The sequence below is a fragment of the Leifsonia xyli subsp. xyli str. CTCB07 genome (assembly GCF_000007665.1).
GTDB classification, from domain to species: domain Bacteria; phylum Actinomycetota; class Actinomycetes; order Actinomycetales; family Microbacteriaceae; genus Leifsonia; species Leifsonia xyli_C.
Genome location: NC_006087.1, coordinates 425,729 through 439,222 on the forward strand (window position 1 = coordinate 425,729; position 13,494 = coordinate 439,222).

Annotated in this window: 10 protein-coding genes and 3 pseudogenes; 7 read left to right on the top strand and 6 right to left on the bottom strand. The window is 67.3% G+C overall.

Going from position 1 to position 13,494, the window contains the following annotated elements; all coding sequences use genetic code 11:
- Window positions 1–95: 95 nt before the first annotated feature.
- On the top strand, window positions 96–1,997 hold the full coding sequence (locus LXX_RS02075) for a phosphoenolpyruvate carboxykinase (GTP) (RefSeq protein WP_041767072.1): 1,902 nt from the start codon (window positions 96–98) through the stop codon (window positions 1,995–1,997).
- A 144-nt stretch (window positions 1,998–2,141) separates the two neighbouring features.
- Here the strand turns inward: LXX_RS02075 and LXX_RS02080 are convergent, their stop codons facing one another.
- Together LXX_RS02080 and LXX_RS02085 are read right to left on the bottom strand one after the other, a co-directional pair.
- Window positions 2,142–4,064 (bottom strand): ABC transporter ATP-binding protein, encoded by a 1,923-nt coding sequence (locus LXX_RS02080; RefSeq protein WP_011185424.1) that lies wholly within the window; start codon window positions 4,062–4,064, stop codon window positions 2,142–2,144.
- Between the two features lie 108 nt (window positions 4,065–4,172).
- Window positions 4,173–5,565, bottom strand: a pseudogene (locus tag LXX_RS02085) (MFS transporter).
- 370 nt (window positions 5,566–5,935) lie between these two features.
- Here LXX_RS02085 and LXX_RS02090 point away from each other — a divergent pair.
- Entirely contained in the window at window positions 5,936–6,373 is a 438-nt protein-coding gene (locus LXX_RS02090; RefSeq protein WP_011185425.1) for a BLUF domain-containing protein, read from the top strand.
- A gap of 149 nt (window positions 6,374–6,522) precedes the next feature.
- Here the strand turns inward: LXX_RS02090 and LXX_RS02095 are convergent, their stop codons facing one another.
- On the bottom strand, window positions 6,523–6,762 hold the full coding sequence (locus tag LXX_RS02095) for a helix-turn-helix transcriptional regulator (protein ID WP_011185426.1): 240 nt from the start codon (window positions 6,760–6,762) through the stop codon (window positions 6,523–6,525).
- Window positions 6,763–6,882: 120 nt separating this feature from the next.
- Between LXX_RS02095 and LXX_RS02100 the strand changes: the two are divergent.
- From LXX_RS02100 to LXX_RS02115, 5 genes and pseudogenes are all read left to right on the top strand, one after another.
- Window positions 6,883–7,383, top strand: a pseudogene (locus LXX_RS02100) (transposase); the annotation flags it as partial.
- A gap of 76 nt (window positions 7,384–7,459) precedes the next feature.
- Window positions 7,460–8,458, top strand: a pseudogene (locus LXX_RS02105) (IS481-like element ISLxx4 family transposase).
- A gap of 478 nt (window positions 8,459–8,936) precedes the next feature.
- Window positions 8,937–9,392: a transposase gene (locus LXX_RS16510; RefSeq protein ID WP_223227607.1), complete on the top strand. Its 456-nt coding sequence runs from the start codon at window positions 8,937–8,939 to the stop codon at window positions 9,390–9,392.
- Window positions 9,332–10,351, top strand: coding sequence for an IS30 family transposase (locus LXX_RS02110; protein WP_223227743.1), 1,020 nt, complete (start codon window positions 9,332–9,334; stop codon window positions 10,349–10,351). Before LXX_RS16510 ends, LXX_RS02110 begins: the two co-directional genes overlap by 61 nt.
- Window positions 10,352–10,581: 230 nt before the next feature.
- Window positions 10,582–11,010, top strand: a complete 429-nt coding sequence (locus LXX_RS02115; RefSeq protein WP_011185428.1) for a DUF2269 family protein — start codon at window positions 10,582–10,584, stop codon at window positions 11,008–11,010.
- 112 nt (window positions 11,011–11,122) lie between these two features.
- Here the strand turns inward: LXX_RS02115 and ribH are convergent, their stop codons facing one another.
- The 3 genes from ribH to LXX_RS02130 are packed head-to-tail and all read right to left on the bottom strand — an operon-like array spanning window position 11,123 to window position 13,493.
- The gene (gene ribH / locus LXX_RS02120; RefSeq protein WP_011185429.1) at window positions 11,123–11,599 is read right to left on the bottom strand and encodes a 6,7-dimethyl-8-ribityllumazine synthase; all 477 of its coding nucleotides are present in this window, start codon (window positions 11,597–11,599) and stop codon (window positions 11,123–11,125) included.
- The gene (locus tag LXX_RS02125; protein ID WP_011185430.1) at window positions 11,596–12,873 is read right to left on the bottom strand and encodes a bifunctional 3,4-dihydroxy-2-butanone-4-phosphate synthase/GTP cyclohydrolase II; all 1,278 of its coding nucleotides are present in this window, start codon (window positions 12,871–12,873) and stop codon (window positions 11,596–11,598) included. Before LXX_RS02125 ends, ribH begins: the two co-directional genes overlap by 4 nt.
- Window positions 12,870–13,493: a riboflavin synthase gene (locus LXX_RS02130; protein ID WP_011185431.1), complete on the bottom strand. Its 624-nt coding sequence runs from the start codon at window positions 13,491–13,493 to the stop codon at window positions 12,870–12,872. The genes LXX_RS02125 and LXX_RS02130 overlap by 4 nt, the downstream gene beginning before the upstream one ends.
- Window position 13,494 lies beyond the last annotated feature (1 nt).

Consider the following 13,494-nt stretch of genomic DNA (forward strand, 5'->3'; position numbering starts at 1 on the left):
TCTAGATTATTAACACAAGAATGTGGGTGCGATGTCGTTATTCTTCCCAGATGGTGGTTGCACAGCCGATCTTTCAAACCGAGAGGATTGCCGGAATGAGCATCGCCGAACTCCCGCTCACGGAAACCGACGTCGAACGCGACACGGCCCTCGACGCCGTGACCGCGCCGCCCCGCCCGACCGCCCCGCCCGGCGCGGCCGCGCTCACCGGGCTCGCGGCCCTCCACGCCTGGGTGGACGAACTGGCGGCCCTCCTCCAGCCGGACGGCATCGTGTGGTGCGACGGCTCGCGGGGCCAGACCGACCGCCTCACCAAACAGCTGGTCGCCGAGGGCAAGCTCATCCGCCTCAACCCGGAGTGGCGTCCCAACAGCTTCCTCTCCCGCACCGACCCCTCCGATGTCGCGCGCGTGGAGGACCGCACGTTCATCTGCTCGCTCGACGAGGCGGACGCGGGCCCGACGAACAACTGGCGCGAGCCGGAGGGGATGCGCGCCGAACTGCGCGAGGCCTTCGCCGGCAGCATGCGCGGACGCACGCTCTACGTCGTCCCCTTCTCGATGGGGCCGATCGGCGGGCCGCTCTCGCAGCTGGGCGTCCAGCTGACCGACTCGGCCTACGTCGCTGTGAGCATGGGGATCATGACTCGCGTGGCGAGCGCCGTGCTCGACCTGATCGCAGCCGGCCAGCCCTGGGTCCCCACCGTGCATAGCGTCGGCGCGCCGCTGGTGGACGAAGCCGGCGTCCGCCAGGAGGATGTCGCCTGGCCGTGCAACCCGGTCAAGTACATCGTCCAGTTCCCGGAGACACGGGAGATCTGGTCATACGGCTCCGGGTACGGCGGCAACGCCATCCTGGCCAAGAAGTGCTTCGCGCTGCGGATCGCCTCGGTGATGGCTCGCGATGAGGGCTGGCTGGCCGAGCATATGCTCATCGTCAAGGTCACCTCCCCCGAGGGGCGTGTTTTCCATTTTGCGGCCGCGTTCCCGTCTTCGTGCGGCAAGACGAACCTCGCGATGCTGAAGCCGAGCATCCCCGGCTGGACGGTCGAGACGGTCTGCGACGACATCGCCTGGCTGCGGCCCGGCCCGGACGGCCGTCTGCGCGCGATCAACCCGGAGGCCGGCTTCTTCGGTGTCGCGCCCGGCACCGGCGAGCTCACCAACAAGACTGCTGTCGAGGCGCTGTGGGGCAACACCATCTTCACGAACGTCGCCCTCCGCGACGACGGCGATGTGTGGTGGGAGGGTCTCACCGCGGAGCCGCCCGCGCACCTGATCGACTGGGAGGGGAACGACTGGACGCCCGCGAGCGGACGCCCGGCCGCGCATCCCAACTCGCGGTTCACCGTGTCCGCTGCCCAGTGCCCGGTCATCGCGGATGAGTGGGACGTCGTCGACGGCGTTCCGATCGACGCCATCTTGTTCGGAGGCCGCCGGGCGACCAATGTGCCGCTGGTCGCCCAGGCCCGCGACTGGAAGCACGGTGTCTTCATCGGCGCGACCATCTCCTCCGAGCAGACCGCCGCTGCGGAGGGGACCGTCGGGGAGCTGCGCCGCGACCCGTTCGCGATGCTGCCCTTCTGTGGATACAACATGGCTGACTACTGGGCGCACTGGCTCCGGATGGGTGAGAAGCTCGGCGCGGACGCCCCCGCGATCTTCCAGGTGAACTGGTTCCGCAAGGGCGATGACGGCCGCTTCCTCTGGCCGGGCTTCAGCGAGAACGCCCGCGTCATCGAGTGGATCGCGCGCCGCGTCGAAGGGAGCGCCGGCGCCGAAGAGACGGCGATCGGCCGCCTCCCGCTCGCCGATGAGCTCGACCTCGACGGCCTCGGCCTGCCCGCTGAGGATCTCGCCGCGCTGTTCGACATCGACACCGAGCGCTGGCTCGCCGAGTGCGCTCTGACGGAGCAGTACTTCGCCCGTTTCGGCCCCCGGGTCCCCCCGGCTCTCACCGCCGAGCTGGCCTCCCTCCGCGACAAGCTTCGCGCCTAGCCGCCTCACCCGCCCCGTCTCCCGTGTCGCGCGGGAGGAGAACCGCTCAGAATCCGGGCCGGACAGCTTTCGTCTCGCCCGGATTCCGGCTTGATCTCCTCCCTTCCCGCACCGCACCGCGTCGCGGGGCCGGTGGCCGTGGCGCTACACGAGGAGCTGGTGCTTGGCGAGGTCGCGGTAGAGCGGAGTGGAGGCGACGAGCTCGGAGTGGGTGCCGATGCCGGCGACCCGGCCGTGGTCCAGGACGACGATCTGGTCGCTGTCCACGACGGTGGAGAGGCGGTGGGCGATCACGAGGAGTGTGCGGTCCTCCGCCACCGCGTCGATCGCCTCGCGCATGAGCTTCTCGTTCCGGCCGTCCAGGCTGGACGTCGACTCGTCCAGCAGCAGAACCGGGGGAGCGGCCAGCAGCGCCCGCGCGATCGCGAGCCGCTGGCGCTCGCCGCCCGAGAGCATGATGCCGTCCTCGCCCACCGGAGCGCCGAGCCCCTCATCGCTACGCTCCAGGACCTCGGTCAGGTTCACGGCGTGCAGCACCTCCACACAGCGCTCGTCGCTCGCGTGCGGCGCCGCGAGCACGAGGTTGTCGCGGATCGAGCCGGCCAGCACGGGAGCGTCTTGCTCGACGTAGCCGATCTGGGAGCGGAGGGATTCGCGGTCGAGGGTGCGCACATCCCTCCCGCCGAAGCGCACCTCGCCGGCCTCGGGGTCGTAGAAGCGCTCGATCAGAGCCAGGATGGTCGACTTGCCCGCACCGGACGGTCCGACCAGCGCGGTCCGCTTCCCGCGCGGCGCTGAGAAGCTGACCCCGTGCAGCACGCCCCCGCGCGGCCCTGGCGGAACATCCCGGCCACCGGCCGCCGCCTCCGCTCCGCTGCGCGCGATCGGCTCGGCGTCGTCCGGCTCCGTCGCTTTCGCTCTCGCCACGGACGCCGAGGGATACGCGAAGACGACTTCTGCGAACTCGATCGCCGGAACATCCGGGTCCAGGCTCACGTTCGCCGTGCCGACCGTCAGCGCCAGCGGCGCGATGTCCCGGTCGAACTGATCTTCCGTCGGCAGATCGAGGATCTCCTGGATGCGCCCCAGCGCCCCCAGCGCCGAGTTCACCGCCGCGATCGCCCCGAACGCCTGCCCGAGCGGCAGGACCATCATGAACAGGAACAGGATGAACGCCACCAGGTTCGCCACCGTGATCTCCCCGCTCGCCACCCGGAAGCCGCCGACCCCGAGCACGACCAGGAACGACACCTGCATCGCGATCCCGGCGATCGGCACCACCAGCGCCGAGATCTTCGCGACCTGGACGCCCATCTTCCACGCGCCCGTCGCATCCTCGTCCACCGCCGCGATCTCCCGCTCCGTCGCGTTCGCGGCCCGGATCGTCCGCACGGAGCCGATCGCGCGCTCCACGGCAGCGGCCAGGTCGCCCACCTTCGCCTGCGCCTTCTGACTTGCCACGCGGATGCGTCCCGACAGTGTCGTCACGACCACCACGGACACCGCGACCACCAGCACCGTCAGGCCGAGGAGGACGGGGTCGATGATCAGCATCGCGATCAGCGCGCCCACGAAGGTCAGCGAGCCGCCGATCGCCTCCACCAGACCCTGCGTGAGGACGGCGCGGAGCAGCGTCGTGTCCGAGCCGACCCGGGAGACGAGGTCGCCGGTGCGCCGGGTGTCGAACTCGCTGATCGGCAGTCGCAGCATCCGCGCCACCAGCTTCCGCCGCGACGACAGCACAACGCCCTCTCCGGTCCGCTGCAGCAGGTAGTGCTGGTATCCCGAGATCAGCCCGGCCGCCACGACCAGCGCCACCAGCCCCCAGACCAGAGCGCCGAGCGGCTCGCCCTTCCCGACGACCGTGATCACCTGGCTGACGAGCAACGGCTGGGCCAGGCTGGCGGCGGCGCCGAGCACGCTCAGCACCACGACGAACGACAGCGCGCCGCGGTGCTCCAGGAGGTAGGGGAACAGCTGGCTGAACCGCGCGCGCGGTCCGTCCTCTTTCCCGCGCCGGGCGAAGGGAGAGCGGCGGCGGGGAGCGGAGGTCGTGTCAGAGCTCATGGCGAATCCATTCCGGGCGGGCGAAGAGGGGAGGAGCGGTGCGAAGCGGCCACCCCATCGACCGTACGTCCTGCGGACTGCCTATTCGCTGTGATTGCCCGGGCCAGCTCAGCTCCCGGCGCCGGTGTAGTCCACGTCTTTCGTCTCGTGGGAGAGCAGCAGCGCGAGGAGGGTGAGCGCGCCGGCGGTGGACAGGTAGACACCCACCCACACGGTACTTCCACCCCCGATCGTCCACAGCCACACGGCGATGGTGGGAGCCACGGCCGCACCGAGGACGCTCGACAGGTTGTACGCGACGGCGGAGCCCGTGTAGCGCACGTTGGTCGGGAACAGCTCCGGCAGTTCCGCGCCCATCGGCCCGAAGGTCAGACCCATCAGGGTGAAGCCGACGATGAGCAGCCCCATCGCGCCGACCGGGCTGCCGGCGAAGAGCGGAACGAAGAGGAGGCCGAACGCGATGATGCCGAGCGTCACCCCGATCAGCGTCTTGCGGCGGCCGAAACGTTCCGCGAGCGGCCCGGACACCAGTGTGAAGACGCCGAAGAACACCACGCCGACGATGAGCATGATGAGGAAGTCGTTGCGGGTGTAGCCGAGGCCGGGGACGAATCCGGCCGGGTCGAAGGTCTTGCCGGCCTTCTCGGCGGCGAGCGCGGCGTCCTGGGTCGCGGCGGCCGTGCCGTAGGTGAGCGTGAACGCCGTCATCAGATAGAAGAGCACATAGGTGGCCAGCATGATGAACGTGCCCAGCACGATCTCACGCCAGTTTCGTCTGGAAGACCCGGGCCACCGGCAGCTTGGCGACCTCGCCGTCGTCGACGACCTTCTGGAACGCCGGCGTCTCCACGAGCGTGAGGCGCACATAAAGCCCCACGACGATCAGCACAGCGCTCAGGAGGAAGGGGAGCCGCCAGCCCCAGGAGGCGAACTGCTCGGCGCTCATCGATAGGCTGAGGACCAGGAACAGCGCATCCGCGACGATGAAGCCGATGGGCGCGCCCAGCTGTGGGAAGGTGCCGTAGATAGCGCGTTTGCCGGCCGGGGCGTTCTCCGTCGCGAGGAGCGCAGCCCCGCTCCACTCGTCGCCGAGTCCGAGGCCCTGGCAGAACCGCATCACGACCAAGAGGAGCGGCGCCCAGAGCTCCCAGCCCGGAACCTGCGCTGTCGGCAGGCAGCTGATCAGCACGGTCGCGATCCCCATCGTCAGCAGCGAGCCGACCAGCGCTCCCTTGCGGCCGATCCGGTCGCCGAAGTGGCCGAACAGGACGCTGCCGACCGGCCGCGCGATGAATGCGACGCCGAACACGGCGAACGACGAGAGCAGGGCTGCGGTCGGGTCCTCGCTCGTGAAGAACAGCGACGGGAAGACGAGCACGGCCGCTGTCGCGTAGACGTAGAAGTCGTAGAACTCGATGGAGGTGCCGATGAGGCTGGCGAGGATGACGCGCCCGCGCGAGTTAACGGGCGCGGTGGCGGTGACGGGGGCCGTCGAGGACATGCGTGGGGACTTCCGGTGACGATGACGGGCAGGGGACGGAGGCGTCCGTGAAGCGGGCAGCGTCGGTGGAACGTCGCGCGGGTGGGACAGCTGTGGGCGCTTGTGGCGCGCCCTCCAGCTTACGGTCGGCAGAGCCGGCCGTCTAACCGCGGCGACCAGCCGTGTGCGAATCGGGGCCGTTTGCGGCCGTGAGTGCTGGAGCGAAGGCGGCACCGGATGCGCTTTGACCATGACATCTCAGGCGTAGAGCTTCACCCTGGTGGGAAGTGTCGCTAAACTCCGACGATTCGGACGAACGCTGAGGGGTCGATTCGCGTCCGCGAAGCGGCGTTCGCGATGAACACGGAGACCCGGATGAAAGGAGAGCACGATGATGTCGATCGCCTATGTCAGTGAGGCCACAGCGCCGATGTCCGAGCAGGGCATCGTCTCCCTGCTGAAGCGAGCCAGGGCGAACAACGACGTTCGTCAGCGGACGGGGGCGTTGCTTTACCACGAAGGGAGATTCGTTCAGATTCTGGAAGGACCCGATGAGGCCGTCGAGGAGTGTTTCGAGGCGATCTGCGCCGATCCTCGTCATCGGAGCATCCAGAAGATTAGCGAAGAGCAGATCGAGCAGCGACGGTTCGCGGAGTGGACGATGGCGTTTCGGCCCTCGTCTCCGGAGGTCACAGCGCATTTGCGGGGGTGGGATGATTTCTTCAGCGGCAGGAGGGGGGATGCTCGTCTTCGCTATGCCGGGAATCCCTCGCAGCAGCTCCTCGAGTGGTTGACGGACTACTGGTTCACCCCGTCGGCGCTTCGTTAGAACTGGATTCAATAGAAAAGGCGCGAAACTACGCGCTTTTTCGGATATCGGCCGGCGTCATGAGTGGGCGTCTAACGCGCTCTGATCGTATCGACGTTCGTAGAGACGTATCTACGCGATTCTGTCCACGAGTGCCCACCAGGGAGCACTCAGCGTTCTTTGTCGCTCCAGACCGGGGCGAGTAGATCGTCTTGACTCACCTCGAACGCTTTCGAGAGTCTCAGCCAGGTGCGCAGGTCGCCGTTGTACTTGCCGCTGGAGATGTTCAGGAGTGTCTGTCGGCTGATCCCGGAGCGCTCCGCGAGCTGTTCGAATGTGAGGCCAGTGGAGTGGCGTCTGTCGTTCAGGATGCGCCGAAGCTGCGAGAGGTCGGGCTCGGGAACAGGCACCGTACAAGCTCAGCGGAGCCGCGCTTGTACACAGCACAGCATCTTGTACTTTCGGTAAGGGTGCTGTGCCGCAGGGTCACGGCTGAGACCAGACAGGACGCTGACATGGGGTTTCTCAGCGGCAAGCTCTACTTCTGCGCCATCAAGGATGTCTGCTCCGGGCGGGTCGTCGGGTACTCCATCGACTCTCGGATGAAGTCGCTCCTGGCCGTTCAGGCGTTGGAGAACGCCGTCCAGGTGCGCGGCGACGTCGCCGGCTGCGTGGTCCACTCCGACAGAGGATCTCAGTTCCGCAGCCGGAAGATGCTTCGCGCGTTGGTCCGTCACCGCATGGTCGGATCGATGGGGCGCGTCGGCTCCAGCGGAGACAACGCTGCCATGGAATCATTCTTCGCGCTGTTGCAGAAGAACGTCCTCAACCGCCGCACCTGGATCACCCGAGAGCAGCTGCGCATCGCGATGGTGACCTGGATCGAACGGATCTACAACCGCCGACGCCGACAGGCCCGCCTGGGCCGTTTGACGCCCATCGAGTTCGAGACCATCATGAACACGACCGTCGCAACGGCGGCGTGGCTAGGTGTGATGTCCAGGGGGGTTGTTTCGGCGATACGGTCGTGAGGAGTTGAGGGGCGAGGGCCTCCGGTTGTGAAGTGGAGCTGTTCAGTTCAACCGCTTCACGATCCAGGAGGCCTTCGTGTCCCACGTTAACGCTGCTCTCACACCGCGCGCTCGTCTGCGCCTTGCCAGGCTCATCGTCGAGGACCATTGGCTGGTCTCCGTCGCAGCGAAGATGTTTATGGTCTCGCCCGTTACCGCGCGGAAATGGGCGGCGAGGTTCCGCGCCGAAGGCACGGGAGGGATGACCGACCGGTCTAGCCGCCCACGATCGATGCCAACGCGGACGCCGTTGCCCGTGCTCAAGCGGATCGTGCGGGCGAGGTGGCGACGACGCCTGGGGCCGGTGCAGATCGCCGGCGAGCTTGGCCTTCCCGCCTCGACCGTCCACGCCGTCCTGGTGTGCTGCCGCATCAACCGGCTCTGCACCATTGATCGGGTCACGGGCGAGCCGATCCGTCGCTACGAGCACGACCACCCTGGATCGCTGATCCATGTCGACGTGACGAAGTTCGGCAACATCCCCAACGGCGGCGGCTGACGATTCGTCGGCCGCGTCCAGGGCGAACGCAACCGGGAAGCGACCGCCACCCGCACGAAGAGCAGGAACCACCGCTACGAGCCACGGTTGGGCACCGTGTTCGTCTACACGATCATCGACGACCACTCCCGCGTCGCCTACGCCGAGATCTGCTCCGACGAGAAGGCGGACACCGCGATCGGTGTCCTGCGGCGTGCTGTCGCCTGGTTCGCCGACCGGGATGTCAGCGTCGAACTCGTCCTCTCGGACAACGGCTCCGCCTACAAGTCCTACGCCTGGCGAGACGCCTGCACAGAGCTCGGGATCAGGGCGAAGAAGACCCGACCATACCGACCACAGACCAACGGGAAGATCGAACGCTTCCACCGCACACTCGCCGACGGCTGGGCCTACGCCCGGTTCTATGGTTCAGAGGCCGAACGACGAGAAGCACTCCCCGGCTGGCCCCACTTCTACAATCATCACCAGCACCACTCCGCCATCAGAGCCCCACCCATTAGCAGAATCGACAACAACCTCCCTGGACATCACACCTAGGGGGAAACACCCTTCATTTCCGCAGCCAGCGGTGGGTATTGCGCTCCCCCGCCGCTTGTTTCTGGCGAAGTGTGAAGCGGCATCGGTTTCTGTCTCTGCCGCCGTGGTGCTGATCTCCGTAGACGGTGGCTACTCCTGGGCGCGCTACGACGGACGAAAGGGCGCCACCTGCTACAACCTCGGCACTCAGCGTAACCGCAACACGAACTGGATGGTCAGAGCCGCCTAGGTGTACCGGGCCAGTACGTTGGTGATCGGCCGATAGGGAGAAGGCCTCCATTCTGAGTGGTGTGTACGTCACTCTCGAGGGAGGCCTTCTCTTGGCTCACCGCAATGAACGGCTCATCACCCGCCCAACGCGTTCACAACCTCACGAGGAAGAACAGCCAAGCGATGGTTAGAGAGGGAAGGGGTCGGTGAGTTTCTTGGGTTCTAGCGGTTGTTGCAACATCTGGAGTTTCTAGGAGTTGCAAGGACCGTGTCCCGTTTAAGGCGCAGTGCGGGGAAGAGGAAGTACACCCAGGCGGAGCGTGAAGCCTTCTTCGTCATTTTCAAGGAGTCCAGGAGTACGACGATCGCGGCGAGGGAGCTAGGGTTCAACCCCGCGACGTGCGCGCAATGGGTTCGCAAGGCGGGCCTGGCTAGTCACGGCTACACCGGCGGCGGCATGAGCGCGCACCCATGCAAGGACGAGTACCTGGAGCTGCGGAGCAGCGGGCTCTCGCGCCGCGAAGCGGTGGGACGAGTCGGAATCAGCCCGAACACGGGATACCTCTGGGACAGTCGAACGGGCGACGCATTTATCCAGATGGTCGCGTGGTCGATTACAAAGACAGGGTGCCTGTCGTTGTTGATCCTGTTCAGCGGGCGTCGATGCGTTCGCTCGAAGCCGCACTCCACCCACGATTCCTCTCCCTGCAGGAGCGTGAGCTGATCCGGGACCTGACCAGGGCCGGCCTTTCGTTGTGTCGGGTCGCGGCCAAGCTTGGTCGCTCGGTGTCGACGATCAGTCGAGAGATTCGCCGGAATCAGCTTCCTGGAGAGGGCGGCTACCATCCATACGTGGCGCATCGGAAAGCGGCCAGCCGCCGACCGCGACCGAAAGCCACGAGGCTGGTCCGCAATCCGCAGCTGCGCAGTTACGTTCAACGGAAGCTGACGCTACGTTGGTCGCCGGAGCAGATCAGCCGGTCGCTGATCCGCGAGTTCCCCGGCGATGCGGAGATGCGCGTGGCGCACGAGACGATCTATCAAGCCTTCTACGTGCAGGGCCGTGGACAACTCCGCCGCGAGCTCACGATGGTGCTGCGGACCGGCCGGGCCAAGCGGAAACCGCATCGTTCTGGCGCCGCTCGCAGACATCGTTTCGCGGATCCGATGGTAATGATCTCCGACCGTCCCGCCGAAATCGAGGACCGCGCCGTTCCCGGACATTGGGAAGGCGACCTCATCATCGGCGGACACCGCAACAGCGCCATCGGCACCCTCGTGGAACGCTCCACCCGGTTCGTGATGCTGATCCATCTCCCCATCGATCGCACCGCAGAATCCGTCCGGGACGGACTGATCAGCGCCGTCAAGACACTCCCACGCGAACTCCGTCGCTCGATCACCTGGGACCAGGGCTCGGAAATGGCAGCTCACAAGTCGTTCACGATAGCCACCGACATCCCGGTCTACTTCTGCGACCCCGCGAGTCCCTGGCAACGCGGCAGCAACGAGAACACCAACGGACTCCTTCGCCAATACTTCCCCAAGGGAAAGGGAACAGACCTCGCCCGATTCACCGCAACCGACCTGACGAACGTCGCCCACGAGCTCAACACCCGCCCACGCAAAACGCTCGGCTGGGAAACCCCAGCCGAACGCCTCGCTAAACTACTCGCCAGCTAATCGTCGTGTTGCAACAACCACTGAATCCGCCCACCCGTCCCTTATTTCCCGCTTCGATTCATGGAGGGAAGTCTCCGATCTATTGAATCCAGTTCTTAGCCGCTGGAGATGGCCGGGCCCGCTCATCGCCGCAGGAGCCACTCTGCGGATCCCGCCCATCGGCAGAAGCGGCAACAGCTCCGAACATCGCGGCTGGGCGGGCGGCTTGCGCGCTCGCTAGGCTGGGCGGCATGGAAACGCTCTTCGCTGTGCTGCATGTCGTCTCCGCCGTCTTCATCGTCGGGCCGATGGCGATCCTCCCGATGACCGCCATGCGCGCCGTCCGGGCGGGGAACGCCGGGCAGGTCGAGGTGCTTGCGAAGTCCACGAACCTGATCGCGCTGCTGTCGGTGCTCGTCGTGTTCTTCGGGTTCGGCGTGATGGGACTCGCCGACAAGAAGTACGATTTGAGCGTCACGACGCCGTGGATTCTGTGGTCGATCGTCCTGTATGCAGTCGCTCTGGCCCTCACCTTGTTCCTGGTCGTTCCGGCCATGCGCCGGGCCGCCGCAGCGATCCGCAGCGGTGAGCAGTCGGCGTACCCGGTGATCGCGGCAGGCTCGGGCGTCGCCAGCCTGCTGCTGGTGGCCGTCGTGGTGCTGATGGTCTGGAAGCCGTAGCCTCCCGGACTGCGAGCGAGGGGGCGTCCTGTAAGCCGTCGGGAGGGATGATGGCCTACCACCGTGAGTAAGGCGCGTGGCGGCGGCTCCGGCATCCGGGTGAGCGCTGGGGCTAGCCTCGCAGCGCCCGCAAGGCCACCGCTGTCGCGAGAGCGGCGTGCGCCGCCTCCGCGCCCTTGTCCTCTGTGGACCCGGGGAGGCCCGCGCGGTCGAGGCCCTGGGCCTCGTCGTCCAGTGTGAGCACGCCGAAGCCCACGGGCTTGCCGGTGTTCAGCGCCACGCGGGTCAGGCCATCGGTCGCGGCGGCGGAGACGTACTCGAAATGCGGAGTCCCGCCGCGGATGATGACGCCGAGCGCTACGACGGCGTCGGCTCCCGCCTCCAGTGCCGCTTTGCTGGCCACCGGGAGCTCGAAGCTCCCCGGGACACGGGCGATCGACCACGAGGCGCCGGCGGCTTCGAGCGTGCGCTCGGCTCCGGCGATCAGGCCGTTCGCAATCTCCTCGTGCCAGGCGCCGGCGACGATGACGACCCTCAGGCCGGTTCCGTCGATCCGCTCCGCCGCGCCTGGCGCTCCCGCTCCGCTCATTGTGTCGTCCTCTCTGCGGCGCTCGCCGTCTGGTAGATCTCTCCGATAGCGTGACCCATCCGGTCGCGCTTGGTCTCCAGGTAACCCTCGTTGAACGCCCCGACACCCACGACGAGCGCGACGCGCTCCTCGACCTCGATGCCGTGCTCTTCCAGCTGGCGCACCTTCTCCGGGTTGTTCGTCAGCAGCCGGACCGAGCGCATGCCGAGGTCTTGCAGGATGGCGGTGGCCGCCCCGTAGTCGCGCGCGTCGATCGGCAGCCCCAGCGCGAGGTTGGCGTCGAGGGTGTCCAGGCCGTCCTCCTGCAGTTTATAGGCGCGCAACTTGTTGATCAGGCCGATGCCGCGGCCCTCGTGGCCGCGCAGGTAGACGACGACGCCGCCCTCGCGCTGGACGGTCTCGAGCGCGGCGTCCAGCTGCGGTCCGCACTCGCACTTGAGCGAGCCGAATGCCTCGCCGGTCAGGCACTCGGAGTGGACGCGCACCAGCGTGCCGGTCGGGTCCGGGGAGCCTGCGACGATGGCGACATGGTCCGCGCCGGTCATCCGGTCGCGGTAGGCGCGCATCCGGAACGGACCGTTCGGCGTCGGGACGGTCGTCTCCACCTCGAAGATCACGCGCGACGACTCGGGGACGGGCGTCGGAGACTCGAGTCGCCGATCGCAGTGGAACTCCTGTAGGTAAGCGATCAACGCCTCGATGGTGATGACGAGGATGCCTTCGCGCTCGCCGAGTTCGATGAGGCCGGGCAGGCGCATCATCTCGCCGTCGCCGGACACGATCTCCGCGATGGCGCCGACGGGCGTCATACCCGCCAGTTTGAGCAGGTCGACAGTGGCCTCGGTGTGGCCGTCGCGCTCGCGCACGCCACCCTCCGCCGCGCGCAGCGGCAGGATGTGCCCCGGGCGGTGCAGACTGCTCGGGGTCGAATCCAGGCCGGCGAGCACGCGGAGCGTGTGCGCGCGGTCGCCGGCGCTGATGCCCGTGGAGAGGCGGTCGGCGGCGTCGACGCTCACCGTGTAGTTGGTTCCGCGGGTGTCCTCGTTGGTCGCCACCATGACGGGCAGCTCCAGGCGGTCGGCGATCTCGTTCGTCATCGGGGCGCAGAGGAAGCCGGAGGAGTTCTTGACGGTCCAGGCGATCCACTCCTGGCTGGCGAGCTCGGCGGCCAGGACGACATCTCCCTCGTTCTCGCGGCTCTCGTTGTCCACGACGATGATCGGCCGACCGGCGCGCAGCTCGGCGAGGGCCTCCGGAATGGTGGCGAGGCTCATGACGCACTCCGTTCTGTCGGTGCCAGCGCGAGCATCTGCTCGACGTGCCTGGCCAGGATGTCGGTCTCGATGTTCACGCGATCGCCCGGCACACGCTCGCCCAGGGTGGTGGCGGTGAGGGTCTCCGGGATCAGGGACACCTCGAACCAGGAATCGTCGCGGTCGCCGCCGACGGCGCTGACCGTGAGGGAGACGCCGTCGATCGCGATGGATCCCTTTCGCGCGACGAGCGAGGCGATCCCGGGGTCCAGGCTGAGCCGGACGACGCGCCAGGCGCTGCCCTCCTCCGCGGAGAGGACGGTCGCGGTGCCGTCGATGTGGCCCTGCACGATGTGCCCCCCGAGGCGGTCGCCGACGCGCGCGGCGCGCTCGAGGTTCACGCGGCGGCCGGGGGCGACATCGCCGAGCGTGCTCATCGCGAGGGTCTCGGCCATGACGTCGGCGGTGAAGCCGTCCGCGTCCCAGCCGATCACGGTCAGGCAGACGCCGCTCACCGAGATGGAGTCGCCGTGGTTCGCGTCGCTCACCGCGAGTGGACCGCGCACGGTGATCCTGGCCGCATCGGTGGTCCGGTCGACGGCGGCGATCTCGCCGAGCTCTTCGATGATTCCGGTGAACATG